At 67.8% G+C, this 24,264-nt stretch carries 26 protein-coding genes and 2 riboswitches; of the genes, 9 read left to right on the top strand and 17 right to left on the bottom strand.

Features of this window, described 5'->3' with window-relative positions:
• Nucleotides 1–106: 106 nt before the first annotated feature.
• Nucleotides 107–204, bottom strand: a riboswitch (glycine riboswitch).
• 105 nt (nucleotides 205–309) lie between these two features.
• The 3 genes from ACIQ1T_RS11500 (at nucleotide 310) to ACIQ1T_RS11490 (ending at nucleotide 3,191) form a co-directional block, all read left to right on the top strand.
• Complete coding sequence (locus ACIQ1T_RS11500; protein ID WP_395944689.1) at nucleotides 310–1,350, top strand: alpha/beta hydrolase; 1,041 nt, start codon at nucleotides 310–312, stop codon at nucleotides 1,348–1,350.
• A gap of 237 nt (nucleotides 1,351–1,587) precedes the next feature.
• Nucleotides 1,588–2,559 (top strand): class 1 fructose-bisphosphatase, encoded by a 972-nt coding sequence (locus ACIQ1T_RS11495; RefSeq protein WP_395944688.1) that lies wholly within the window; start codon nucleotides 1,588–1,590, stop codon nucleotides 2,557–2,559.
• Entirely contained in the window at nucleotides 2,559–3,191 is a 633-nt protein-coding gene (locus ACIQ1T_RS11490) for a nicotinamidase (RefSeq protein ID WP_395944687.1), read from the top strand. The genes ACIQ1T_RS11495 and ACIQ1T_RS11490 overlap by 1 nt, the downstream gene beginning before the upstream one ends.
• Before the next feature lie 59 nt (nucleotides 3,192–3,250).
• On the opposite strand, the gene ACIQ1T_RS11485 is transcribed toward ACIQ1T_RS11490, so the two are convergent.
• The 8 genes from ACIQ1T_RS11485 to xseA form a co-directional block, all read right to left on the bottom strand.
• Nucleotides 3,251–4,261 (bottom strand): adenosine deaminase, encoded by a 1,011-nt coding sequence (locus ACIQ1T_RS11485; protein WP_395944686.1) that lies wholly within the window; start codon nucleotides 4,259–4,261, stop codon nucleotides 3,251–3,253.
• 23 nt (nucleotides 4,262–4,284) lie between these two features.
• Nucleotides 4,285–5,103 (bottom strand): NYN domain-containing protein, encoded by an 819-nt coding sequence (locus ACIQ1T_RS11480; protein ID WP_395944685.1) that lies wholly within the window; start codon nucleotides 5,101–5,103, stop codon nucleotides 4,285–4,287.
• A gap of 83 nt (nucleotides 5,104–5,186) precedes the next feature.
• A complete protein-coding gene (locus ACIQ1T_RS11475; RefSeq protein WP_395944684.1) occupies nucleotides 5,187–5,396 on the bottom strand; it encodes a hypothetical protein in 210 nt (69 codons plus the stop codon).
• Nucleotides 5,393–7,195, bottom strand: coding sequence for an arginine--tRNA ligase (gene argS, locus ACIQ1T_RS11470; RefSeq protein ID WP_395944683.1), 1,803 nt, complete (start codon nucleotides 7,193–7,195; stop codon nucleotides 5,393–5,395). The genes ACIQ1T_RS11475 and argS overlap by 4 nt, the downstream gene beginning before the upstream one ends.
• Nucleotides 7,196–7,885 carry a Tat pathway signal sequence domain protein gene (locus ACIQ1T_RS11465; protein ID WP_395944682.1) on the bottom strand — a complete coding sequence of 230 codons (690 nt, stop codon included), beginning with the start codon at nucleotides 7,883–7,885 and terminating at the stop codon, nucleotides 7,196–7,198.
• Nucleotides 7,886–7,950: 65 nt separating this feature from the next.
• On the bottom strand, nucleotides 7,951–8,517 hold the full coding sequence (locus ACIQ1T_RS11460; RefSeq protein ID WP_395944681.1) for a DUF3035 domain-containing protein: 567 nt from the start codon (nucleotides 8,515–8,517) through the stop codon (nucleotides 7,951–7,953).
• Nucleotides 8,518–8,589: 72 nt separating this feature from the next.
• Nucleotides 8,590–9,117, bottom strand: coding sequence for a signal peptidase II (gene lspA, locus ACIQ1T_RS11455; protein ID WP_395944680.1), 528 nt, complete (start codon nucleotides 9,115–9,117; stop codon nucleotides 8,590–8,592).
• A gap of 57 nt (nucleotides 9,118–9,174) precedes the next feature.
• Nucleotides 9,175–10,644, bottom strand: coding sequence for an exodeoxyribonuclease VII large subunit (gene xseA, locus ACIQ1T_RS11450; protein ID WP_395944679.1), 1,470 nt, complete (start codon nucleotides 10,642–10,644; stop codon nucleotides 9,175–9,177).
• A 64-nt stretch (nucleotides 10,645–10,708) separates the two neighbouring features.
• Between xseA and ACIQ1T_RS11445 the strand changes: the two genes are divergently transcribed.
• The 3 genes from ACIQ1T_RS11445 to purD all read left to right on the top strand — a co-directional run bounded on the left by ACIQ1T_RS11445 (nucleotide 10,709) and on the right by purD (nucleotide 12,664).
• Nucleotides 10,709–10,870 (top strand): hypothetical protein, encoded by a 162-nt coding sequence (locus ACIQ1T_RS11445; protein WP_395944678.1) that lies wholly within the window; start codon nucleotides 10,709–10,711, stop codon nucleotides 10,868–10,870.
• Nucleotides 10,871–10,887: 17 nt separating this feature from the next.
• Nucleotides 10,888–11,316, top strand: a complete 429-nt coding sequence (locus ACIQ1T_RS11440; protein ID WP_395944677.1) for a hypothetical protein — start codon at nucleotides 10,888–10,890, stop codon at nucleotides 11,314–11,316.
• A gap of 73 nt (nucleotides 11,317–11,389) precedes the next feature.
• A complete protein-coding gene (purD, locus tag ACIQ1T_RS11435; protein WP_395944676.1) occupies nucleotides 11,390–12,664 on the top strand; it encodes a phosphoribosylamine--glycine ligase in 1,275 nt (424 codons plus the stop codon).
• A 24-nt stretch (nucleotides 12,665–12,688) separates the two neighbouring features.
• Here purD and ACIQ1T_RS11430 read toward each other — a convergent pair whose 3' ends face one another.
• Nucleotides 12,689–14,203: a hypothetical protein gene (locus ACIQ1T_RS11430; protein WP_395944675.1), complete on the bottom strand. Its 1,515-nt coding sequence runs from the start codon at nucleotides 14,201–14,203 to the stop codon at nucleotides 12,689–12,691.
• Nucleotides 14,204–14,471: 268 nt separating this feature from the next.
• Nucleotides 14,472–15,155, bottom strand: coding sequence for a murein L,D-transpeptidase catalytic domain family protein (locus ACIQ1T_RS11425; RefSeq protein ID WP_395944674.1), 684 nt, complete (start codon nucleotides 15,153–15,155; stop codon nucleotides 14,472–14,474).
• Between the two features lie 115 nt (nucleotides 15,156–15,270).
• Here ACIQ1T_RS11425 and ACIQ1T_RS11420 point away from each other — a divergent pair, with 115 nt between their 5' ends.
• Nucleotides 15,271–16,596 (top strand): amidohydrolase family protein, encoded by a 1,326-nt coding sequence (locus ACIQ1T_RS11420; RefSeq protein ID WP_395944673.1) that lies wholly within the window; start codon nucleotides 15,271–15,273, stop codon nucleotides 16,594–16,596.
• Here ACIQ1T_RS11420 and lpxK read toward each other — a convergent pair.
• Genes lpxK through ACIQ1T_RS11400 form a run of 4 tightly spaced genes read right to left on the bottom strand, consistent with a single transcriptional unit; the run spans nucleotide 16,581 to nucleotide 21,415 of the window.
• Nucleotides 16,581–17,597, bottom strand: coding sequence for a tetraacyldisaccharide 4'-kinase (gene lpxK, locus ACIQ1T_RS11415; protein WP_395944672.1), 1,017 nt, complete (start codon nucleotides 17,595–17,597; stop codon nucleotides 16,581–16,583). The two genes, ACIQ1T_RS11420 and lpxK, sit on opposite strands and share 16 nt — an antisense overlap.
• On the bottom strand, nucleotides 17,594–18,898 hold the full coding sequence (locus ACIQ1T_RS11410; protein WP_395944671.1) for a 3-deoxy-D-manno-octulosonic acid transferase: 1,305 nt from the start codon (nucleotides 18,896–18,898) through the stop codon (nucleotides 17,594–17,596). The genes lpxK and ACIQ1T_RS11410 overlap by 4 nt, the downstream gene beginning before the upstream one ends.
• 10 nt (nucleotides 18,899–18,908) lie before the next feature.
• Nucleotides 18,909–19,592: a lysophospholipid acyltransferase family protein gene (locus tag ACIQ1T_RS11405; RefSeq protein ID WP_395944670.1), complete on the bottom strand. Its 684-nt coding sequence runs from the start codon at nucleotides 19,590–19,592 to the stop codon at nucleotides 18,909–18,911.
• A complete protein-coding gene (locus ACIQ1T_RS11400) occupies nucleotides 19,589–21,415 on the bottom strand; it encodes an ABC transporter ATP-binding protein (protein WP_395944669.1) in 1,827 nt (608 codons plus the stop codon). Before ACIQ1T_RS11400 ends, ACIQ1T_RS11405 begins: the two co-directional genes overlap by 4 nt.
• An 86-nt stretch (nucleotides 21,416–21,501) precedes the next feature.
• Nucleotides 21,502–21,643, top strand: a riboswitch (FMN riboswitch).
• Between the two features lie 98 nt (nucleotides 21,644–21,741).
• On the opposite strand from ACIQ1T_RS11400, the gene ACIQ1T_RS11395 reads away from it, so the two are divergent.
• Entirely contained in the window at nucleotides 21,742–22,689 is a 948-nt protein-coding gene (locus tag ACIQ1T_RS11395; RefSeq protein ID WP_395944668.1) for a DMT family transporter, read from the top strand.
• A 37-nt stretch (nucleotides 22,690–22,726) separates the two neighbouring features.
• Nucleotides 22,727–23,392, top strand: coding sequence for a protein tyrosine phosphatase (locus tag ACIQ1T_RS11390; RefSeq protein ID WP_395944667.1), 666 nt, complete (start codon nucleotides 22,727–22,729; stop codon nucleotides 23,390–23,392).
• Nucleotides 23,393–23,422: 30 nt separating this feature from the next.
• Here ACIQ1T_RS11390 and ACIQ1T_RS11385 read toward each other — a convergent pair whose 3' ends face one another.
• From ACIQ1T_RS11385 to ACIQ1T_RS11375, 3 genes are all read right to left on the bottom strand, one after another.
• The gene (locus tag ACIQ1T_RS11385) at nucleotides 23,423–23,632 is read right to left on the bottom strand and encodes a hypothetical protein (protein ID WP_395944666.1); all 210 of its coding nucleotides are present in this window, start codon (nucleotides 23,630–23,632) and stop codon (nucleotides 23,423–23,425) included.
• A complete protein-coding gene (locus tag ACIQ1T_RS11380) occupies nucleotides 23,629–23,853 on the bottom strand; it encodes a hypothetical protein (RefSeq protein WP_395944665.1) in 225 nt (74 codons plus the stop codon). Before ACIQ1T_RS11380 ends, ACIQ1T_RS11385 begins: the two co-directional genes overlap by 4 nt.
• A 77-nt stretch (nucleotides 23,854–23,930) precedes the next feature.
• The gene (locus ACIQ1T_RS11375; RefSeq protein ID WP_395944664.1) at nucleotides 23,931–24,173 is read right to left on the bottom strand and encodes a DUF4170 domain-containing protein; all 243 of its coding nucleotides are present in this window, start codon (nucleotides 24,171–24,173) and stop codon (nucleotides 23,931–23,933) included.
• Nucleotides 24,174–24,264 lie beyond the last annotated feature (91 nt).

Genomic DNA, 24,264 nt, shown 5'->3' with positions numbered 1-24,264 from the left:
TCCTCGCGCCCCCGCTGTCCTGAAGCCTGAGAGATTCCGGCGGTCAGACCACCTTGCTCCGTCGGCGCGCCATGATCCCGGTAAGGGGGCGACTTTCCAGCGTCCGTATGCTGTCGCGGTCCGTTTGCCTGAGCGTTTCCGGGGCGGTTGCGCCTTCGGCGTCGAGCCCGGCGTTCCGGTCCCGATCTCTCCCGCGAGAGCGATCGACCTAAGCCATCGACTCTGACCTCAAGTCAAGCGGCGGCGGAACAAGCCTGCGTGGGGCGGGTTGTCGTGGGGAGCCCTCATCCAGACCCCAGGAATTCAAAAATGTCGATTATAGACAAGCTGTTCGGCGAATCCGACAAGCCGCGCACCCACCCCGCCAAGCCCGATATGCCGATGCAGAAGGTGTTGGATGAACTGGCCTCTCTCGGCGGCAAGCCGATCGAGACCCTGTCGCCGGCCGAGGCCCGCCAGCAGCCGACCCCGACCGACGCCGTCCATGCCCTGCTGCGCAAGGCCGGCAAGGAGCCCAAGGCTGACAATCTGGGCGTGAAGACCACCGACATCACCATCCCCGGCGCCGCCGGCCCGATCCAGGCCCGCATCTACAAGCCGCACGACCATTCCGAGGACAAGCTGCATCCGGTCGTGGTCTATTTCCATGGCGGCGGCTTCGTGATCGCCGATCTGGACGTCTATGACGGCGGCCCGCGCGGCGTGTCGAAGATGGCCGACGTCATCGTGATCTCGGTCCACTATCGTCAGGCGCCGGAACACAAATTCCCGGCCGCTCACGACGACGCCCTGGCCGCCTATCGCTGGGTGTTGGACAACGCCCAGAGCTTCCACGGCGATCCGCAGAAGGTGGCGGTGATGGGCGAGAGCGCAGGCGGCAACCTGGCCATCGGCGTGTCGATCATGGCCCGCGACGCCGGGCTTCCGGCGCCGGCGCACCAGGTTCTGGTCTATCCGGTCGCGGGCGTGGACATGGACAACGCCTCCTATGTCGAGAACGCCACGGCCAAGCCGCTGAACAAGCCGATGATGCAGTGGTTCGTGAAGCACATTTTCGAGAACGAGGCGGACGCCCAGGATCCGCGCATCAATCTGGTCGAGAACGCCGACCTGATCGGCCTGCCGTCCTCCACCGTCATCTGCGCCGAGATCGATCCGCTGCGCACTGAGGGCGAACTGCTGGCCGAGAAGCTGGAACAGGCCGGGGTGGAGGTGCGGCACAAGACCTTCCACGGCTCGACGCACGAATTCTTCGGCATGGCCCTGGTCCTGCCGGACGCCATGGCCGCCCAGACCTTCGCCGCGCACGAGCTGAAGCGCGCGTTCGACACGGCCATCCTGCCGATCTGACGACCTTCTTTCCTTCTCCCATCGGGAGAAGGTGGCCCGAAGGGCCGGATGAGGGTTGGGCGGTGGGCCAGTTCGCACCACCCGACCCTCACCCTTTCGCGCCAGAACGACGGCTTCGCCGCCGTGCGCTCAAGCCCTCTCCCGATGGGAGAGGGGGGCGCGTTAGCTTGGCCCTTGCCCTCGCGGCATCCGCCCGCCAAGAACGGGGGACGCTCCCAGCCGCACCGGACCGACCGCATGACCGCCGACCGCACCCGCCTCGACGCCCATATCGCCGCGCTGGACGCGCCGGACGGCCTGAAGACGGTTCTGACCGTCGTCGCCGCCACCTGCGCCGAGATCAGCGACGTGGTCGCCGGCGGCGCCCTGGCCGGGGCCCTGGGCGCTTCGGGCCAGATCAACGTCCAGGACGAGGATCAGAAGAAGCTCGACGTCATGACCAACGACATGCTGACCGACGCCCTGCTGGCCAGCCCCGCCGTCGCCGGGGTCGCTTCGGAAGAGATGGACGAGGTCCAGCCCGCCTCCAATCCGGCCGGCGAATATCTGGTCCTGTTCGACCCGCTGGACGGCTCGTCCAACATCGACATCAATGCTCCTGTCGGCACCATCGTCTCGGTGCTGAAGTCCGCCACGCCTTCGCCGACCGAGGCCGACTTCCTGCAGCCCGGCCGCAGTCAGGTCGCCGCCGTCTACGCCGTCTATGGGCCGCAGACCATGCTGGTGCTGACGACCGGCGCCGGGGTGAAGGGCTTCACCCTGTCGAACGACGGCGACTGGCTGCTGACCCACGACGATATCGCCATCTCGCCTGACACCAAGGAGTTCGCCATCAACATGTCGAACCTGCGCCACTGGTCCGAGCCGGTGCAGACCTATGTCGGCGACCTGCTGAAGGGCGCGGAAGGGCCGCGAGGCAAGAATTTCAACATGCGCTGGGTCGCCGCCATGGTCGCCGACGTCCACCGCATCCTGATGCGCGGCGGCGTCTTCCTGTATCCGTGGGACAAGCGCGAGCCGAACAAGCCCGGCAAGCTGCGTCTGATGTACGAGGGCAATCCGATGGCCTTCCTGGTCGAACAGGCCGGGGGCAAGGCCACGACGGACGGAACCCAGCCGATCCTCGACGTCCAGCCGACCCAGTTGCACCAGCGCATCCCGGTCGCCCTGGGCTCGGCCAACGAGATCGACGCCTACGCGGGCGCCTGATGCTTATCGGTCCCGCCGACGCCCTTCTGGTCATCGATCCGCAGAACGACTTCTGCGAGGGCGGTTCGCTGGCGGTCGAGGGCGGGGCCGGGATCATGCCGCTGATCGACCGGCTGGCGGCGCGGTTCGACCGGGTGGTCGTGACCCAGGACTGGCACACGCAGGACCAGATCAGCTTCGCCTCCAACCATCCGGGGGCTGCGCCCTTCACCGAGATCGAGGTCGTTTACGGCCGCCAGATGCTGTGGCCGGACCACTGTATCCAGGGAACGTCGGGCGCCGACTTCCATCCCGATATCGCCTCGACGGTCAGGAAGGCCCTGGCCGTGATCCGCAAGGGCTACAATCCGGCGGTCGATTCCTATTCCGGCTTCTTCGAGAACGACCACCGCACCCCGACGGGGCTGGCCGGCCTGTTGCGCGAACTGGGCGTCAAGCGCGTCTTCCTGGCCGGTCTGGCCTTCGACTATTGTGTCCGCTTCACCGCCGAGGACGCGGTGCGCGAAGGCTTCGAATCCGTGGTGATCGCCGACGCCAGCCGCGCCATCGCGCCGGAGACCGAGGCGGCGGCGCGCGAGAGTTTCCTGCGGTCGGGGGTGGCGGAAGTGTCAGCCTACCGACTTCTCACCTGACGCGCCTTTCCGTCATCCTCCGCCTTGTCCCGAGGATGACGGCTAGGCAAGCGGCGACGTCAGTGAGCCGTCGCGTAGGCCTCCAGCTCCGCGATCCGCGCCGCCTTCTGCGCCTCGCCCAGGAACGATCCCTCGAAACTGTTGCGCGCCATCAGGGTCACCTGATCCTTGGTCAGGCCCACCGCGGCCGCCAGGCGGCTGTAGTTGTCGTTCACATAGCCGCCGAAATAGGAGGGGTCGTCCGAGTTCAGGGTGACGTGCAGGCCCCGGCGCAGCATCTCGGGCACGGGATGGTCCTTCAGGTCGTCGACGACGCACAGCTTCAGGTTCGACAGGGGGCAGACGGTCAGGGTCATCTGTTCGGCGGCCAGCCGCGCGACCAGGGTCTCGTCCTCCATCGACCGATTGCCGTGGTCCATCCGGTCGATGTGCAGCAGGTCCAGCGCCTCGTGGACATAGGCGGGCGGGCCTTCCTCGCCGGCGTGGGCGCACAGTTTCAGGCCCAGGTCGCGGGCGGCGGCGAAGACCCGCTGGAACTTGGACGGCGGATGGCCGACCTCGGACGAGTCCAGCCCGACGCCGATGAAATGGTGCAGATAGGGTTTGGCCATGTCGAGGGTGGCGAAGGCTTCTTCCTCGGTCAGGTGGCGCAGGAAGCTGAGGATCAGGCCGCTGCTGACGCCCAGTTCCGTCTTCGCCCGGTCCATGCCCGCGATCAGGCCCTCGACCACGACGCCGAAGGGCACGCCCCGGTCGGTGTGGGTCTGGGGATCGAAGAAGATCTCGGCGTGGCGGACATTGTCGGCGGCGGCGCGCTGGAAATAGGCGAAGGCCAGATCCTCGAAATCCTGTCTCGTCAGCAGGACGGCGGCCCCGGCGTAATAGATGTCCAGAAAGTCCTGCAGGTTCGAGAAGTCATAGGCCGCCCGCACCGCCTCGACGCTGTCGTAGGGGATGGAGACCCCGTTCCGCTGCGCCAGCTCGAACATCAGCTCGGGCTCCAGCGAGCCCTCGATATGCAGATGCAGTTCGGCCTTGGGCAGGCCGGCGATATAGGCGTCGAGCGACATCGGGAATCCTTCGGGAGAAGGCTTCAATTCGACACCACCAGCGTCAGATGTCCAGCCTTGGATGACGACGGCGGAACCGGCGACGGCGGCGGCGCGGGATCGGGCGGCGGAGGCGGGGTCGGCGGGGCGGTCCAGGCCAGGGGGCGTTCGACCCAGCCCTGGGCGGTCTTCAGCCGGTCGGGCAGCATGGAGCGGGCGACCAGATTGGGGCCGATCCCGACCAGTTCGTCGGACCAGTCGGCGATCTGGCGATTGTGGATCCGGCCGGGCGGGGCGACGCTGACGACCCGTTTGTCGGGCGCAGTCTCCTTGACGAAACGGGCGGTGGCGGCGTGGTCGCCGTCGGTGGTCAGGATATAGGCGGTGTCGAACCGGTCGGCCGCCGCGTCTGACGCCACGGCCAGGGCCATGTTGACGTCGCTCTGTTTCTCGGTCGCCGACATCCAGGTGTGGCCGCAGGCGCGGCAATGGTCGGGATGGACGACGAAATGGCCCATCAGGCAGCGCACCCGCCGGGCTCGCAGCGCCTGTTCGTAGCGGAACATGGCCTCCATTCGCCCGCGATGCTGGGGCCGGTGGGCGGCGACCCAGGTGACGCCGGCCAAGGTCTCCATCGGGTCGATCAGGCCTTGCGCCATGGCCCGCAGGTCCAGCCACAGCCATTCGGGGCGCCCCTGGTCCAGCAAGGCGTGGAACAGGTTGAAGCCGTCGACATAGAGGGCGGCGCGGCGTTTCAGGAACGGCGGCGTGACGTCGCCCAGGCCGAAGCCGCGCACCTGGGCGTCGGCCTGGCGAATGCGTCCGCGATGCTGTCCGGTCTTTCGACCGCCGGGTTTCCCCATCCGACCGCCCCCTGTCCCCGGCAAAGGTTAATCAGAGGAAACGGCGGGTGTCAGCGGTTTTCGGATCACATCGGTCTGGAAGATCACGCCATCAGGTCCAGGGCGCGATCCAGGTCCGGGCTGGCGCCGACCCGGTCCTGCAGGACCTCGGCCGCCAGACCCAGTTCGTTGTGATCCAGCCAGTCCAGAACCAGAGCCGTCTCATGGTCGTTCAGGGCGGCTGCATGATCGCGCAGAACCTGCCGCAGCAGGGTCTCGATCGTCAGCCAGTCCCCGACGCGGTCGGCCGTCACATCCGTTCGGGCGTCTCTATGCCCAGCAGGGTCAGGGCCGTTTCGAGCTGCAGCAGGGCGGCGGCCGACAGGGCCAGGCGCGACCGCTTGGTCGCCTCGTCCGGCGCGACCAGCACCGGGCAGGCGGCGTAGAATTTCGAGAAGGATTGCGCCACGCGATAGGCGTGTTCGGCCACCAGGTGCGGCATCCGCTTGTCATAGGCGTCCGACACGGCGGTCGAGAAGGCGTCCAGCGTCAGGGCCAGATCGCGTTCGGCCGGTTCGGCGACGACGATGGCGCCCGGCGTCAGTCCCTGTTCGGCGCCCTTGCGCAGCAGGGATTTGATGCGGACCGACTGGTACAGCAGATAGGGGCCGGTCTTGCCCTCGAAGCTCATGAACCGGTCCAGGTCGAAGACGTAGCTGGTGGTTCGGGCGTTCGACAGGTCGGCGAATTTCAGGGCGGCGATGGCCACCTTGTGGGCGATGGCCTCGAACTCTTCCGGCGAAAGGTCGTCGCCCAGCTTGGCTTCCTTCAGACGCTCGCGCGCCTTGTCGGTGGCCTGATCGATCAGGTCGCGCAGCTTCAGGACGCCGCCCGCGCGGGTCTTGAAGGGCTTGCCGTCCTGACCGTTCATCGTGCCGAAGCCCAGATGCTCCAGCCCGCCCTGTTCGGCGTAACCGGCCAGATAGGCGGCGCGGAAGACCTGTTCGAAATGCTCGGCCTGACGTTCGTCGACCACATACAGGGCCAGGTCCGGCGACAGGGCCTTCTTGCGGTCCAGGATGGTGGCCAGGTCGGTCGTGCCGTACATGGCCGAGCCTTCAGAGCTGATCACCAGCAGGGGCGGAGGCGAGGGGGCCTCGATCACCGAGCCGTCGGCCAGCTTCTTCTTGCGGGTCTCGCCGGGGCGGGCGACGTGGACCACCTGGGCGCCGTCGTCCTCGACCAGCAGGCCGGCTTCCTTCAGATGCGCCAGCATTTCGGGCATCAGGGGATCGGCGTCGCTCTCGCCGTTCCACAGGTCGAAATCGACCGACAGATCGCCGTATTCGCGTTTCAGCGCCTCGCGGCTGACCGCCACGAAATGCCGCCAGAGGGCGCGATAGCCGGGACGGCCGTTCTGCAGCTCCGCCGTCGCCTTGCGGGCGCGGTCGCGGAAGGCGGGATCTTCCTTGGCCTTGCCGGCGGCCAGCGGATACAGCCGATCCAGGTCGGCCAGGGTCACAGGGCTGTCCGCCGGGAAGGGACCGTCGCCCTCGATCATGAAGCCCTCGGCCAGGCCTTCGTCGCCGCAGGCGACGATCAGCAGACCCATCTGGAAGCCCCAGTCGCCGAAATGGGCGTCGCCGGTGACGTGGTCGCCGCGGAAACGGAACAGCCGCTTCAGGCTCTCGCCGATGATGGCGCTGCGCAGGTGGCCGACATGCATCGGCTTGGCCACGTTCGGACCGCCGTAGTCGATCACCACCTTGCGCGGATCGGCCACGGTGGCGGCGCCGGCATGGGCGGCGTCGGCCGCGACCTCGGCTGCGCGTTCGGCCAGCACGGCGTCGGCGATCTTCAGATTGATGAAGCCCGGCCCCGCCACCTCGACCGAGATGAAGCGCGGATCGGCCGTCAGGCGTTCGGCGATCCGGCTGGCCAGGTCGCGCGGATTGGCCTTCAGCGCCTTGGCGGCGGCCAGGGCGCCGTTGGACTGGAAGTCGGCTAGGTCGGGGCGGTCGGAGGGGGTGACGCGGGCCAGGGCCGCATCCACGCCTTCGGCGGCGAAGGCGGCGGCGACCGCTTCGCTGAGGACGGTCTTCAGATCAGCCATTTATTCGCTCGGCGCGGGGGCAGGGGCCGGAGCGGCCGGGGTCGCGCCGGCGTTGACGCGGAAGCGGCTGCCCGAACGGTTGAACTCGGCCATTTCAGGCGTGACGTCGAAGCCGATCAGGACCTCGAAATTGCCGCCGCTGGTGTCGATGCCCGCCCGCGGAATCATGATGGTGCGTTCCTCGTGGACCGAGGTGGTGCGCTGGCCGTCGAACTTCACCGGCAGGTCGAAATATTCCTTGGCCAGGATGGCGCTGTTGCGCTCGGTCACCGCGACCCAATAGCGATAGGTCTTCTGGTCGCCCGCCGCCTGCTCGCCGCGGCCCAGGTTGAACAGAACGTCCATGTCCAGGCGGATCGGATCGGCTTCGCGGTACTGGCAATCGGCGGACACGCCCTCGATCTCGCCGGTGTAGCCGACGTTGGAGATGGCCGCACGGCCGCCTTCCAGCTCGACATAGCGGGCGGCGTCGTACAGCACCTTCACGAAGGGGCAGGGACCGGCGTTGGCGCGACGGCGCAGCGGCGCGATTCGGGGCGCGCGGCTTGACGGAGCATTCTCGGACCCATCGGCCTGCTGGCCGCTGGAGCCCCGGTCACGTTGGCGCTGCTGAGTCTGGGCCTCGGCGGCGGCGGGCAGGACAGAGGCCGCGATGGAAACGGCGGCCAGGGCGGAAAGCACGCGACGCATCAGTTATCTTCCGACAGCGAGAGGACCAACGCCGTGGCAGGCGTCCGAGAAGGGTTCGACGAGTCTTACAGGCCCGGCAGCTTGAAGCCGCCGCTGCGACGCGGCGTGATGGTGATGGCCTGCTGGCCGCCGGTCAGGGCCTGCAGACGGGCCGCCTCGGTCGTGGCGTCGATCGTCTGCTGGCCGTCGGCGGTCTGGCGGACGGTCGGGGCCTGGGTCGCGGCGTCGTCCTTGCGCCAGAACATCAGGCGATCGGCGAAGCTCTCGTCCTTGTGGGCGATGTCGCCGAATTCGTCGTCGACGACGTAACGGGCCAGGGGATCGGCCTGTTCGGCGCCGGCCTGGGCCACCAGGGCCTGTTCGCCGGCGGTGCGGGTGACGGACTGGCGCTGACCCAGCAGAATCTGGCGGGCGGCGCTCTCGGGGGCCAGCTCCTGCGGGCGCGGCTGGCCCGGCGCCGGCGGGCGCAGGCCGTATTCCGGCGGCACGCTCAGCGGGGCGGTGGAGACGGTGACGAATTCATCCGGCACGACCTTGGTCAGGCCGATGCCTTGCTTGATGCTGCCGCAGGCCGACACGGCGAGCGCGGCGGAGGCGGCGAGGGTCAGGACGGCGACGCTGCGGATACGCATGGGTTCAGGCTCGACTCGGCTGATGCACGAAACGCCTCTGCGGGCGTTGTTGGCATAGTGAAGACGGGGTGATTACGACTTTTCGGGGGCCGCGCCAACCTTGGCGGCTTTCTCGGACAGAAGGCTGTCGATAATCAGCAGGACGACGCCGATGGTGATGGCGCTGTCGGCGATGTTGAACACCCACGGGAAGACGCCGGTGCCGGAAAAATCGATGAAGTCGACGACATAGCCGAACCGGACACGGTCGATGACATTGCCCAGGGCGCCGCCCATGACGAAGCCGATGGCGGTGATCAACAGGCGGCGGTTCGACTGGGTCGCCCACCAGGCCAGGCCCGCCGAGACGACGACCGAGAATATGGTCAGCATCCACCGCGCCTCGCCGCCGCCGAACAGGCCGAAGCTGACGCCGGTGTTCTGGACAAAGGTGAAACGCAGGATCGGCGGCCAGACCTCGGCGAAGACATAGCCGACGGGAATCTGTTCGATCGACGCCACGTCCGGCACGCCCAGCACCCAAGCCTTGGTCAGCTGGTCCAGCACGATGATCAGAAGGGCGAAGCCATAGGCGGTCAGGGCGATGCGAGTGATCTTCATGCGGCGGCGGTTAGCAGGAAGCGGCGCCGGGGCGAAGCGGAAAACCGCCGACGACCGTCAGAACAGGTTCCCTTGTCCCGGCGCGGGCGGCTTCGGTTTCGCCGCGGGCTTCGGCGCCGGGGGCGTCGCAGAGCGCGGTTCGCCGCCATCGATGGTCGCATCTCTGGCGCCGTCGCCGAACACCAACCGCACCGCCTGACCGGCCTCCAGCGTCGCCGCCGCAGTGATCCAGTCCCCCTCCGCGTTCTCCACCCGGGCGAAACCGGGCTTGGGTCGGCCGGGGTCCAGGGTCGCCAGCGCCCGCGACAGGGCGTTCAGACGGTCCCGGTCGCGGGTCAGCCGGCGCTCGACCGTGGGTTTGAACCGGGCGGCGACAGCGGACAGCCGGTCGCTGCGACGCTCCAGCGCCCGCTCCAGCAGGCTGGGGCCCAGTCGTGCTCCGACGCCGGCCAGGCGGCGCTCGTGAACCGAGACGTTGCGTTGAAGCCCCGAACCCAGTCGGCTCGACACATGGTCCAGACGCTGCTGCGCCAGGGCCAGCAGGTCCTCGGGCCGCGCGGGCAGACCGCGCGCCACGGCCCTCAGCCGGGTGCGCCGGTCCTCGATCAGTCGCCCGCCCGCCAGGACCAGGCGTCGGTCCAGGTCGGCGACGGCGTATCTCAGGTCCGCCAGCACCGGGGTCGCCATCTCGGCCGCCCCGGTCGGCGTGGGCGCGCGCCGGTCGGAGACGAAGTCGATCAGGGTGGTGTCCGTCTCGTGCCCTACGGCCGAGATGATCGGGATGCGCGCCGCCGCGACGGTGCGGGCCAGGGCCTCGTCGTTGAAGCACCACAGGTCCTCGACCGACCCGCCGCCGCGCGCGACGATCAGCAGGTCGGGGCGCGGGATCGGGCCATCGGCCGTCATGGCGTCGAAGCCCCGGATGGCGTTGGCCACCTGGCCGCTGGCCGCCTCGCCCTGGACCACGACGGGCCAGACGATCACGCGACAGGGCCAGCGCTCCGCGATCCGGTGCAGGACGTCGCGGATCACGGCGCCGGTCGGGCTGGTGATGACGCCTATGGTGCGCGGGAACTGGGGGAGGGGTTTTTTGCGGCCCAGCTCGAACAGGCCCTCGTCGCGCAGCCGGACCTTCAACCGCTCCAGCTGGGCCAGCAGGGCGCCGGCGCCGGCCGCCTCCATGCTCTCGATCACGATCTGGTACGACGACCGCGCTGGATAGGAGGTGATCTTGCCGGTGACAATGACCTCCAGCCCCGCTTCAGGCTGGACCCCCAGGCCACGCACCGAGCCTTTCCAGATGACGCCGTCGATGGCGGACTTGTCGTCCTTCAGCGTCAGATAGACGTGGCCCGAGGCGTGGCGATTGACCTTGGAGATCTCGCCCCTCAGCCGCACATGGCCGAAGCGCTCCTCCAGGGTGCGTTTCAGGGCGAAGGACAGTTCCGAGATCGACAGCGGCGGATTGTTGTCGCGGGGAACAGGGGCCTCGGCCGGGCCTTCGAACACATAGGAGTCGTCGCTCATCGGCCTAGTCTAGCCTGCGTCGATCCGCGCGGGAACGGCGTGCGCGTCCCGCCGTTCGTCTTTCATGCCCGCCGACCCTCGAGGAACCGATCCAGACGACCGCGCGCCCCGCGAACGCGGCCTGACACGCCGCAGCGGCGGAGGCGGGGCCATGAGCCCTTGGCTGATCATCGGCTGCATCGGCCTGATCGGCCTGGCCGTCTATGTCCTGTCGGCGCTGTTCTGACTTCAAGAAAGACATCCATGAACCGCATGATTTCTCTCGCCGTGGCCGCCGGCTTCCTCGGCCTGACGGCCTGTTCGGACAGCGGCGACGACGTCGTCCAGGCGCCGGCGCCAGACGCGGCGCCTGTCCCCGTCGCCGGAACCCGGGCCGACGCTGCGACGACGGACGCCGCCCTGGCCTTCGGCATGAGCCGCAGTCAGTTGGAGGACGCCGATCTGCTGTCGCGCGACAACACCGATCTGGGCGACGTCGAGACCCTGATTCTGGATCCGCGGGGGCGGCTGACGCATGTGGTCGTCGAATTGGAGGGGCCGGGCGACCTGAAGGTCCAGGTTCCGCTGGGCGACGTCGCGTCGATCGACCAGAATGGCGAGAAGGATCTGGTCACCGATCTGACCCTGGCCCAGCTGCAGGCCCTGCCGGCCTGGATTTCTCCCGCACGCTGATTTCGCGCCTGATCGCCCATTAAGCCTGACGGACGCTTGACCGGCCGCGATGGGCCGGTCATTGCCGGGTTCCATGAACATTCTTCTCGTCGGATCCGGCGGGCGCGAACACGCCCTGGCCTGGAAGATCGCCCAGTCGCCGCTGGTCACGCGGCTTGTCGCCGCGCCCGGCAATCCCGGGATCGAGAAACTGTGCGAGCTTCGCCCGGTCAAGGCCGACGACGCCGAAGGGCTCGCCGCCCTGGCCCGTGAGATCAAGGCTGATCTGGTCGTGGTCGGCCCCGAACTGGCCCTGGCCGCCGGCCTCGCGGACCGTCTGGCCGCTGCGGGCATCCCCTGTTTCGGTCCCACCGCCAAGGCGGCCCAGCTGGAGGTCTCCAAGGCCTTCTCCAAGGCCTTCCTGGAACGTCATGCGATCCCCACCGCCGGCTACGGCGTCTATGATACGGTCCAGGACGCCAAGACCGCGCTGGACGTCTTCAAACCCCCTTATGTGATCAAGGCCGACGGCCTGGCCGCCGGCAAGGGCGTCGCGATCAGCCCCGACCGCCGCGACGCCGAATCCGAGATCGAGCGCATGCTGGGCGGCCGTTTCGGCGCCGCCGGCGCCCGCGTCGTGATCGAGGAGTTCATGGACGGGGAAGAGGGTTCCCTGTTCGCCCTGTGCGACGGCAAACAGGCCCTGTTGTTCGGCGGCGCCCAGGATCACAAACGCGCCTTCGACGGCGACCTGGGACCCAACACCGGCGGCATGGGCGCCTATTCGCCCGCCCCCGTCTTCACGCCGGACCTGGTTCAGCAGGCTGACGAACTGATCGTTCAGCCGACCATCCGCAAGATGGCCGAAGAAGGCGCTCCGTATCGTGGCGTTCTGTACGCCGGTCTGATGGCCACCGAGGACGGCCCCAAGGTGGTCGAATTCAACGCCCGTTTCGGTGATCCGGAATGCCAGGTGCTGATGATGCGAATGGCCGGGGACATCGTCCCCTATCTGCTGGGCTGCGCGCGCGGCGACGTTTCGGGCCTGCCGTCCCCGGCCTTCAAGCCCCAGACGGTGATCTGCGTGGTCATGGCCGCCAAGGGTTATCCGGACAGCCCGCTGGAAGGCTCGATCATCCGCGGCGCCGAGCAGGACTTCGGTCCCCACGTCCAGGTCTTCCACGCAGGCACCAAGCGCCGCGACGACGGTCTGCTGTGCGCCGCGGGCGGCCGCGTCCTGAATGTCTGCGCCCAGGGCGACGACATCGCCCAGGCCCGTGAACGCGCTTATGAGGCCATCCGCAAGATCGACTGGCCGGGCGGCTTCAACCGCACCGACATCGGCTGGCGGGCGCTGGACCGGCAATAGGTTCCAGCGCCCGGCCGCCTGTTTTTAGGCCGCGAAACTGTCCACGCCCCAGGGGTGCCAGGCCGACAGGTGGGAATCCGTGGCCATTTGCCCATGGATTTCGGCCATCGAACTGGATGTCTGAACGATATCCACACTTTCGATGGCCTGGGTCGCATATGCCGTGTGAGCCGCCTCGTTCAACGCGATGTCCAGGTGGTCGATCGTGAGCGAGCCGGCGCCAGACACGACCTCCGCGCCCAGTTCGACGGAGGCGAGATATTCGTCGGAGGACACGATGCCGATGTCTATCAGATAGTCGAAAAGATCGCGCATATCGATCTCACCCGCCTTCATGTCCTCGTTCAACACGACGGCCGTATAGTTTTCCGTGTGGTAAACGCTCGCGGAAAAGTTGTCGGTGACATAGGAACCGACGAGCGAGCCGTAGGGCGAGAAGTCTCCCTCGTGCACCCAGATCATAATCTCGTTGCTTACGGTTTTGGCGCCGCCGCCTTCGACGTTGGTGAGCCAGATGTCGAAGGCGACATTGAAGCCTCCGGTATTTCCAGTGAAATCCACGGCGTAATCCAGCGTCAGATCCTTGATATCCGAAACCTGTACGGGGAAGACGCCGCCGACGTCGCTGGCCTTCTGGCCGCCGCCCATGGGGGCGGGACCGAAGATCACTTCGGGAAAGGCGCGGATGGTCGCATAGGCCTCGGTCGCAAAGGGGAACGACCATTGGAAGGTGGTGTCGTGATTGGGGGCGTCTGCGTGGTAGGTGCTGCTGACCGTGTATTCCTTGTTCTCGATCAGATGTCCCGGGTTCCAGACGTTGTTGACGACATACCAGCCGTCCGCAGTGTAGCCCTTGCCCGCGCCAGTCATCAGCGTTTCGCCGGCGCCGGCCTTCAACGTCTCCATCTTCAGCGTGAAGTCGAAGGCGTTGAGGTCCTTCAAGGCGACTTTCTCAATGATCAAGGTTTCCCCCTTGGGGAGGTTGATCCTGACGTTTTCGCCCACCTGTTGGGCCATGGTCTTCAATTTCGCGAAGCTGCTGATGCCATAACCGCTCAGATTGATGGCGTCGAAGCCCGGCTGGAAGCCGACGATCGTGTCGGAGCCGTTGCCAGCCTTGACCACGAACAGATCCGCGCCCGCGCCGCTGACGAGCACATCGTCGCCGCCCAGGCCGTTGAGCGTCGCCGCGTACTTTCCTGCGGTGATTACATTGTCCAGGTCGTTACCGTAACCCTTGTTGGCGCCATAGCCATCCAGGATCAGGTTTTCGATGTTGCTCCAGAGGTAGACCGCACCCTGACGATGGCTGATGACAGTATCGATGCCAGAGTTCGCTTCTTCTTTCGCGGACGATTTCGCATCCCAGAAGTGATAGACGTCGTCGCCTGCGCCGCCATACATCCGGTCACTGCCGGAATCGTAAAGGATGTCGTTCAGGGCAGTGCCCTTGACGGTCTGTCCTCCGGCCTTGCTGCCGATCGAGTTTTGTGCGGCTCCAGACAGCGCCAGAACCTTACCTTTTGCATTGATATACATTTGCCCACCTCCGGTCGCGGAGATGTAGGCTTGCGAGTGTGAAGTGGAGGTTCAGTAGTCTAGTTTATGGCGCGGTAACCAAGGAAAAAGTCTAATGAATTCTGTTAATCGGTAGGTAGTCGTACCTAGTCTTTGCAGTAATCAATGGGCGGATCTTTTCGATTTCATCGCTCTGACGCGGATCGGGCGCGAGTGTTCGGCGGTCGCTTGACCGCTTGATCAGGCCTCAAATATCGAAAAACAGGCCCGACCTGCGGAGCCGCCTACCTTAAGCCCAGGCGAACAGCAGCCGGCCTTCACCCATCCGTTCGCGCAGTCCCGGCAGGTCGGTGTGGGCGACCGAGAAGCAGCCGTAGGACCGACCCAGCTTGCCTTCACGCGCCAGGAAATCCGGGTCGGCGTAATCGGCCCCATGGATGATGATGGCCCGTTCACGCGCCTTGTCGTTCGAATACTCCAGCCCGTCCAGCAGGACGTTCGGCCCTTGCTGACGGCCCCAGTTGGCCCCGGCGGTGGCGTAGGCGCCGACCGATGACATGTTGGAATCGGGGGTATTGGAGAAGCGCTCGGCATAGCCGGAGTGGCGGGGGTCGGAGCCGCGGCCGTGGCAGGTGCGCAGGACCTTGACCTCGCCCGCGATAAGATCGACTTCGTAAAGCCGTTCCTCACCCGAGTATTTCTTGAAGTCGACCAGATACATGCGGTCGCGCAGCGGAATCTTTTGGTGATGGACGTCCAGCGCCGTCATGGCGCGCTCCATCAGTTCCTTGCGGACATGGCCGCGCGGGTCGAGGGGCGGGGGTGTCGCGCTGGCGGCCTGCAGCACCGGGGCGGGCGCGATCGTCACCACTGGCGGCGTGATGGCGGCCGTGGTCAGCGGCGCCTTGGCGCTGGCGCAACCGGCCAGCATGGCCGATCCGCCCAGAATGAGCCCTCGTCTCGATAGCCGCATGCGACGCCCTCGTTGCGGTTTGTTCTTGGGCGGTGTTTGTTTCAGTTGGTAACCATCGAGGCAACCTGAGCCTTGTGGGGCATTTTTGCGGCGCCGCGCCGCGGGGGAGAATTCGATGAAGCGTTTCGGTCTGGCGCTGGCGGTGCTGATGGCCTCGGTCACGGCGGCTTCGGCGCAGCAAACCCCCGCCGGCTCTGGGGTTTCTCCCGCTCAGCTTACGACCTTTGTCGAGGCCGGCCGTCTTCTGGCGGATCCGTCGAACGGCGTTGTGCAGCGCGATAAAACTCTCGTGATCAGAGGGAACCAAGTCGTCGAAGTGCGCGACGGCTTCGTCGGCGACCCTTCCCAGGGCAAGGTCTTGGACCTTCGCAGCGGTTTCGTCCTGCCCGGTCTGATCGACAGCCACGTCCATCTGACGGGGCAGCAGAACCCCAATTCGCGCCTGGAGAACGTCACCGAGTCCAATGCGACCCAGGCCATGGTCGGCGCCCGCTACGCCCGCCGCACCCTGATGGCCGGCTTCACCACGGTCGCTGATTTGGGCGCGACCAACGAGTCGATCTTCGCCCTGCGTGACGCGGTGAAGGCCGGCGACGTGCCGGGACCGCGCATCATTGCTGCAGGTTCGGCCGTGTCGATCCATGGCGGGCACGGCGACATCAACGGCTACCGCGACGACGTCATGCACCTGCTGTCGTCCGAGAGCATCTGCTCGGGACCCGAGGACTGCATGAGGGCCGTCCGCACCCAGGTCCGCGCCGGCGCCGACATCATCAAGATCACGGCGACCGGCGGCGTTCTGTCCAATACGGCGGCGGGTCTGGCCCAGCAATTCAGCGATCCGGAACTGACCGCCATCGTCGAAAGCGCCCACCGGATGGGCCGTCAGGTCACCGCCCACGCCCATGGGGTGGACGGGATCAACGCCTTCCTGCGCGCGGGCGGGAATTCCATCGAGCACGGCACCTATCTGGACGACCAGTCGATCCGCCTGTTCAAGTCGAACGGCGCCTGGCTGGTGCCGACCCTGCTGGCCGGCGACTTTGTCGCTCGCGTCGCTTCGGGACCGAACAACTTCCTGACCCCGGCCCAGACCGCCAAGGCGCTGGAGGCCGGGCCCAGGATGCTCGACATGGCCCGACGCGCGCATGAGGGCGGCGTGAAGATCGCCTTCGGCACCGACACCGGCGTGTCCGCCCACGGCGACAACGCCCAGGAGTTCGCCCTTCTGGTCCGCGCCGGCCTGACCCCGCTGGAGGCCATCCAGGCCGCCACCGTCGGCGCCGCCGAACATCTGCGCATTTCGAACGAGGCGGGCCGGATCGCGCCGGGCATGCCGGCCGACATCGTCGCCGTCGCGGGCGACCCGCTGACCGACGTGACCGAACTGGAGCGGATGAGGTTCGTGATGAAGGGCGGCGTGGTCTACCGCGCCGACTGAATCCGGTCTGTCAGGAAGGCGGCGAAGCCTGGCTGATCCTCGAACCGGGCGACGACCGGCCAGGCCGCCACATCGGCGCGCTGCTCGGGCGTCAGCCGCACCCAGTCCTTTTCCGTGGTGACCAGACCGGCCTGATAGACAGCCGCCCGGTCCCGCAGGAAACCCATGTCCCGGGCGCTATAGGCGGCGTGGTCGGGGAAGGGGACGAAATCGACCAGGTCGCAGCCCGCCGCCTTCAGCGACCGCTCGACCTTCCACGGCTTGGCGATGCCGGCGAACCCGACCTGGGCCCCCGACGGCGGCGGACCTTCGGGCGTCAGTCGGGCGATGAAGACGGGCAGGCCGCTGAACAGGGCCAGCAACTCGGGATCGGCCGTGGCCACATCGGTCGGCAGCATCACCACCACGGCGTCGGCGCGAGCCAGCCCGGCCTTCAGCGGCTCGCGCATCGGGCCGGAGGGGAAGACAGAGCCGTCGCCGAACGGCCATTCGTCGCCGCGTGTCTCGCCGTCGACGACGATCAGGCTGATGGTCTTCTGCAACGCCGGGTTCTGGTGTCCGTCGTCCAGCACCAGGACCTGGGCGCCTTGGGACGCCGCCGCCCGCGCCCCGGCGACCCGGTCGCGCGCGATCCAGGCGGGGGCGCCCTGCGCCAGCATCAGGGGTTCGTCCCCGACGTCTTCGGCCGCATGGGTCTGAGGATCGACCCTCACCGGGCCTTCCAGCCGCCCCCCATAACCGCGCGACAGACCCTGCGCCTCGACGCCCGCCGTCCGCAGCAGCCGCAAAACCTCGCGGGTCACCGGGGTCTTGCCCGATCCGCCGACCGTCAGATTGCCGACCGAGATGACCGCGCAACCCGGATCGACCGGCGCCGTCCGGGCGATCCGGCGCGCCGTCGCCCCGGCCCAGATCCAGCCCAGCGGCTTCAGCACGGTGCGGGTCATCCGCGCATGATTGCTGTCGCGGACATACCACCAGCGGGGCGTGTTGAGCTTCATCGGCCCGGACCCTTGCGGGGCGCCGCCTTCGGCGTCAGCGGGGACAGGAAGCTCCACAGCCTGTCTAGACCGCCGCCGGCGTCGGCGGCGGCGCGCCGGGCGCGCTCGCCCATGGCCCTGGCCGCCGACGGATCGGCCAGCAGCGGCTCGACCGCGCCGGGCAGGTCCCACGGCGCCTGGACCAGGATCAACCCGCCGGCTTCGGCCAGGGCCGAGGTGACGGTGGCCCAGTTGGAGGCGTCGGGCCCGGTGATCGTCGGCCGCGCCAGCCGCGCCGGCTCCAGCGGATTGTGTCCGCCGACCGCCGGCAGGCCCAGGGCCGGGGCGAAGGAGCCGCCCATCACCACCACGTCGGCCAGACGCAGGAACAGGCCCATCTCGTTCAGGGTGTCGGCCAGATAGATGTCGGTGTCGCGCCCGATGGTCTCGCCCCGTGACCGCATGGCGAAGGCGTAGCCTTCGCGCTGCAGGGCGGTGGCTATATGCGGTCCCCGCTCCGGGTGGCGCGGCAGCAGGATCAGACAGGCCCGGTCGGCCAGCTTGTCCAGAGCGCGGACGATGGCCACCTCCTCGCCCTCATGGGTGCTGGCGGCGACCACCACGGGCCGGTCGCCGATGGCGGCGCTCAGGCGGCTGAAGGCGGCCTGATCGTGGGGCAGGGGCTCGCCCGCCAGTTTCAGATTGACCAGGCCGTCCACCCGCGCGCCCAGCCGTCGCAGTCGTTCGGCCGAGGCCTGATCCTGCGGCAGGACCAGGTCGAAGGCGGCGGTGACCGCCCGCGCCGAGGCCGGGAACCGCACCCAGCCGTCGACGGTCTTCTCGGTGATCCGGGCGCTGACCAGGGCCAGCTTCACTCCGCGACGATGCGCTTCCAGCAGCATGTTGGGCCAGAGTTCGCTTTCGACGAAGATGGCCAGGCCGGGCCGCCAATGGTCGAGAAAGCGGGCCACGACGCCCGGCCCGTCGACCGGCGCATACTGGTGGATCACCCCCGGCGGCAGCCGGTCGGCCAGGATCCGCGCCGAAGTCACCGTGCCCGAGGTGACCAGAACCGTCAGATCCGGCCGCGTCCTGACGAACCGCTCGACCAAGGGCAGCAGGGACACGGTTTCACCCACGCTGACGCCATGCAGCCAGACCAGGTCGCCCTCGGGCCGCTCGGCGCGGGTGAAGCCCATCCGCTCGTCGACGCGGACCGGATCCTCCTTGCCCTTGTTCGCGCGGGCGTCGAGCAGGCGCGGCGCCAGCGGCTCCAGCGCGCGGGTCAGCAGCCGATAGGCCAGCAGCGGCAGGGGCGTCATGACGGGGCGCTCACGGCTTCAGGCCCGTGATGGCGTCGGCGCGCGCCTCGACGGCGTTCAATCGCTCGGCCCAGTCCAGCCGCACATGGTCCAGGTCCTCGCCGTTCGGATAGTCGGCCACGTCCCAGACGATGGCGCCCCGACCGAAGGGCAGGGGGATGATGGCCCGATCCCAGCTGTTCAGCCGGATCGCCGGGCTGCAGGACATGCCGATGAACAGGGTCGGGACCTTCGAGATCTTGGCCATCATGGGCAGGCCCTCGGCCATCTGGCGCGCGGGGCCGCGCGGACCATCGGGCGTGATGGCCAGGGCGCCGATCTTCAACTGACGCAGGCCCGCGCGCAGGGCCTGTGATCCGCCCTTGTCGCGGTCGGTCTTGTCCTTGTTCGAGGACGAACCCCGGATGGCGGGAAAGCCCTGCAGCGCCACGGCCTTGGCGATGAATTGGCCGTCTGCGGACAGCGAGATCAGGGCCTTGGCCGGCTGGGCCTTCTTCAGGGGCCAACAGGCCGGGGACAGGGCGATGCGCGAATGCCAGAAGGCGCACAGCACGCCGCCGCCCCGGGTCCAGACGTCTTGCGCCACCGTCTGGTTCTCATGCGTCCAGCGGATGGTGGCGAAGCAGAACTGCATCCACTGGGCCAGGATGAAGGACAGGGCCGCCTGGACGGCGGGTATGCGCAGCGGTCTCAAGCGACGGTCTCGACGGTGGGGGCGCCGCCGTCCAGCGACTGCTGGCGGGCCAGGCGGGAATAGAGGCCGCCCTGGGACACCAGGGCGTCGTGCGATCCCTGCTCGACCACGCGGCCGGCCTCGATCACATAGATGCGGTCGGCGTTGCGCACGGTCGACAGGCGGTGGGCGATCATCAGGGTGGCGCGGCCTTCCATCAGCCGCTCCAGCGCGGCCTGGACCAGGGCCTCGCTCTCGGTGTCGAGCGCGCTGGTCGCCTCGTCCAGCAGCAGGATGGGCGCGTCCTTGACGAAGGCGCGGGCGATGGCGATCCGCTGGCGCTGACCGCCGGACAGGCGCAGGCCCGCCTCGCCGGCGCGGGTGTCATAACCCTCGGGCAGGGCGGTGATGAAGTCGTGGGCGGCCGCGGACCGGGCCGCATCCTCGATCTGGGCCTGGGTCGCACCGGGTCGGCCATAGGCGATGTTGTTGGCGATGGTGTCGTCGAACAGGAAGGGCTCCTGGGTCACCAGGGCGATATGGTTGCGCAGGTCGCTGATCCGCACCTGACGGATGTCGATCCCGTTCAGCCGCACCGCTCCCGCCGTCACGTCATAGAAGCGCGGCAACAGGCTCAGGATTGTGCTCTTGCCGCCTCCGGACGGACCGACCAGGGCGATGGTTTCGCCCGGCGCGACGCGCAGCGACACCTGATCCAGCGTCGGGGCGTCGGTCCCGGCATAGGCGAAGGAGACCTGGTCCAGCGCCACCTCGACCGGACCTGAGGGCAGGGCGGCGGCGGTCTCGGCCTCGCGGATCTCGGGCTGGATGTCCAGGGCGCCGAACAGGCGGCGGGCGGCGGTCAGGCCCTCGCTCATCACTGTGGCCAGGTTGGTCACCTGACGCAGCGACTGGCCCGCCGCCAGCAGCAGGCCGATGAAGGCGGCGAAACCGCCCACGGTCATCTCGCCCGACTGGGCCCGCCATCCGGCGTAGGCCATGACGGCGGCGACGACGATATAGGCGACCAGATCGCTGGACGGACCGGCGAAGGCGCGGGCGTTGGCGCCCTTGATGACGTGGCGCTGGCGGCGCGACACCACCTCGCCGACGCGGGCCTCCTCGGCCGCCTCGCGGTTCTCGATCTTGATCAGCCGGACCCCGTCCAGATTCTCCATCAGGGCGGTCGACAGGTTCTCGGTCTCCTGCATGGCGCCGACGGCGGCCTTGCGGGTCTTGCGGCCGAACCGGCGCAGCACCAGGGCCACCATCGGCACGCCCAGCAGCACCACCAGCATCAACTGCCAGTCGATCACCGCCATATAGATCAGGGTGGCGACCAGGGTCAGGCCGTTCTGGGTGTAGGCCACCACGCCCGAGGTGAAGGCCTCGCGCACCAGATTGGCGTCGAACAGGACCGACGAGACGAAACCGCCCGAATGCTGGCTGCGCAGCCGCGCCAGATCGGCCCGGATCATCGAGGCGAACAGCCGCACCTGGATGTCGCCGACGATGGAGTGGCCCAGCCGGTTGACCAGGGCCGCCTGTCCCAGGGCCGCCAGGGTCCGCACCACGGCCACGCTCAGGATCGCCGCCGGGATCACCACCAGGGCCTGAGACGCCGGGAAGGTCGCGACGCCGAACAGGCTGATCGGCTGGTCGCCGCCCAGGAACAGGCCGTTGATCGCCGGTTCCAGCAGTTTCAGCAGGGCGGCGGTCAGCAGGCCGGTCGTGGCGGCGCAGATCACCGACAGGACCAGAGAACCCTTGTGATGGCTCAGATAGTCGCGCCAGATCCGCGCCAGAAGGACGCGCAGCGGCAGGGTGTCGGCGGTTTCGCTCATTGGCCCTCGGTCGTCCGCCTCGGTGGGGAAGTCAAGGCTTGAAGCCGGGGCGGGCCGTATCTAGCTATGGGGTGCGGGTACGCCCGCAGTGTTCTCAGGGCGGGGTGCAATTCCCCACCGGCGGTAAGGCGGCGACGCCAAGCCCGCGAGCGCTCTCCGAAAGGGGAGGTCAGCAGATCCGGTGCGACTCCGGAGCCGACGGTATAGTCCGGATGAAAGAGAACGGGATATTGCGCCGGACCGGCGCCGTCGTCCTTCGCTGGGCGGCGGCGCGGCCTGTCGTCTCCCGTAGCCCCGAGGAAACTGGTTACGGAAAGGGACGACTGTTGCGCTCGAATACACTGCCCAGCCACCGCACCGCCGCCTTGGGCGCCCTGCTGATGCTCGCCGCCAGCCTGGTGTTCGCCGGCGGCAATATGCTGCAGTCGATCCTGCCGCAGCACTACGGCATGAGCTCCACCGGCATGGCCTTCTGGCAATATCTGATCGCCTCGGTGCTGATGCTGCCCATCGTGCTGCGGATCGGCATCGGCAAGTTCAGGACGCGCCGGCCCCTGGCGCATCAGGCGCGCGCCCTGGCCTCGGCCCTGGGCGTCCATGTCTTCGTCTACGGTTTCGCTTCGGGCGTGCCGATCTGGCACACCGGGCCTCTTTTTGTCGTCATCGGCTCGACCCTGTTTCTGGGCGAGCGGGTGTCCAGTGCGCGCATCGGCGCGGCCCTGGTCGGGTTCGTCGGCGCGGTGATCGTCTCGGGCGTCGGCGCCGAGCGGCTGGACTGGCCCGCCCTGACGCCGATCCTGGCCGCCGCCCTGTGGGCCACCACGGACGTCCTGACCCGCTGGCTGGCGCGCGACGAGACGGCCGAGACCCTGACCGTGTCCCTGCTGGTCCTGATCACCCCCAACCATCTGGCCATACTGCTGGCGGCGAACGCCCTGGCCTTTGTCCTGCCCGCCGGTGTGGCCGCGGGCCTGCCCTTCGCCCTGCCTTCGGGCGCAGGACTGGTGCTGCTGCTGATCCTGGGCGGGTTGACGGCGGCGGCGCAATATCTGCTGGCCTCCGCCTACCGCTCAGCCGACGCCGCCTATCTGCAGCCGTTCGCCGATCTGAAGGTGCCGCTGGCGGGTCTGCTCGGCTGGATATTCCTCGGCCAGACGCCCTCTATCTGGTTCTGGCCGGGCGCGGCCCTGATCGTCGGCGCCTCCATCTTCATCTTCTGGGCGGAGAACAGGCTGCCCCAGGGCGGCCAGGCTTCGTCTCAGGTCGCAGGCTGAGGATGACGCGGCGGCTTTGGATCGCTATCTGACGCCCATGACGCGCTTCGACCTCTCGACCGCGATGGGCCGGTTCCAGGCGCATTGGCATTATTTCTGGGCCGACCACGCCTTTCTGCGCCTGGCCTTTTCCAACGCCCACTGGCTGGGGCCGGACCTGGTCCGCACCAACCAGCCGTCGCCGCGCCAGCTGGCCTACTGGAAGAAGAAGGGCGTCCGCACCGTCATCAATCTGCGGGGCCAGCGGGACGAGGGCTATTACTGGCTGGAGCGCGAGGCCTGCGAACGTCTGGGCCTGACCCTGATCGACGCCCCGCTGGATTCACGCGACCCGCCTCAGACGGACCGCATCCACCGCGCCCGCGACCTGTTCAAGACCATCGAATACCCGGTCCTGATCCATTGCAAGTCCGGCGCGGACCGGGCGGGGATGATGGCGGTCTTCTATCGCCACTTCCATCTGGGCGAGCCGATCTCGACAGCGATGAAACAACTGTCGAAGAAGTACCTTCACTCGCGCGAGGGCCTGACCGGCGTGCTGGACTATACGCTCGAGAAATACGTCGACGAGATCGAACCGCAGGGGATCAGCTTCATCGACTGGGTCGACAGCCCCGACTACGATCCCAAGGCGATCCGGGCCGAGTTCAAGGCCGGCTGGTGGGGCACGTTGCTGACCGACAAGCTGCTGAAGCGCGAGTAGCGCGCCCATGCCCCGCGATCGGTAGGGGGCTTAGCTCCAGGGGCCTTTGGGGGCGTCGTCGCCGGACGAGGATTCACCGGCTTCCGCCGCCAGTTCGGCGTCGCGCCGGGCCTTGCGGTCGGCTTCCCACTGCCTGAACCAGCGGCGGTAGTTGATCTTGTCTCGCAGCGAGAAGCAGAACAGGACCAGCACGGCCAGAAGACTGACCAGTTGGAAGGTCTGGGCGGGTTCCAGATTCATGCGCGATTCTCTCGATGCTCTTGCGGCAGGGGCACGCCGGCGAAGGGATCGACCGGCTCGACCGGCGCCGCGGTCAGCTCGGGGGAGGGCGGATCGTTTGCGGCGATGTCCCGCTGGATCGGTCGAGGCTCAACCAGGTGTGGACGACGGCGCGTGGCCCACAGGACGATGCCGACGCCCAGCGCCAGAATGGCCGCTACGATCAGGATCGCCGTGATCATCGTCTCGATAGAACTCCTGCCTGGAACAGCTGTTCAGCGTTCCGACGTCGGGCGGGGTTCCCCCCGCCCGGGATGGATCAGGCGTCGCCGCGCGGATCGATCAGCTTGTGCGCGTGCAGGATGAAGTAGCGCATATGGGCGTTGTCGACGGTCGCCTGGGCGCGGGCCTTCCAGGCCTTCTTGGCTTCGTCATAGCTGCCGTAGGCGCCGACGAACTCGACCTGGGTCACGTCGCGGAACACCGGCTCGTTCGGGTGGCGCAGCTCGCCGCCGATGACGATGTGCAGCAACTGGGACGGAACGGAGTTCAGGTCGGCCATCGGGGGAGATCCATGGGCTGGGAGGAGGTTTGCGCGGGGCATAGGCCGAGAACGCCCAAGGATCAATGTGCGCCGGGGTTTTTCCGTCCTC

Origin of the sequence: Brevundimonas sp. (genome assembly GCF_044336875.1) — a bacterium.
Classification (GTDB): domain Bacteria; phylum Pseudomonadota; class Alphaproteobacteria; order Caulobacterales; family Caulobacteraceae; genus Brevundimonas.
This window is presented reverse-complemented; position numbering and strand designations above follow the sequence as displayed.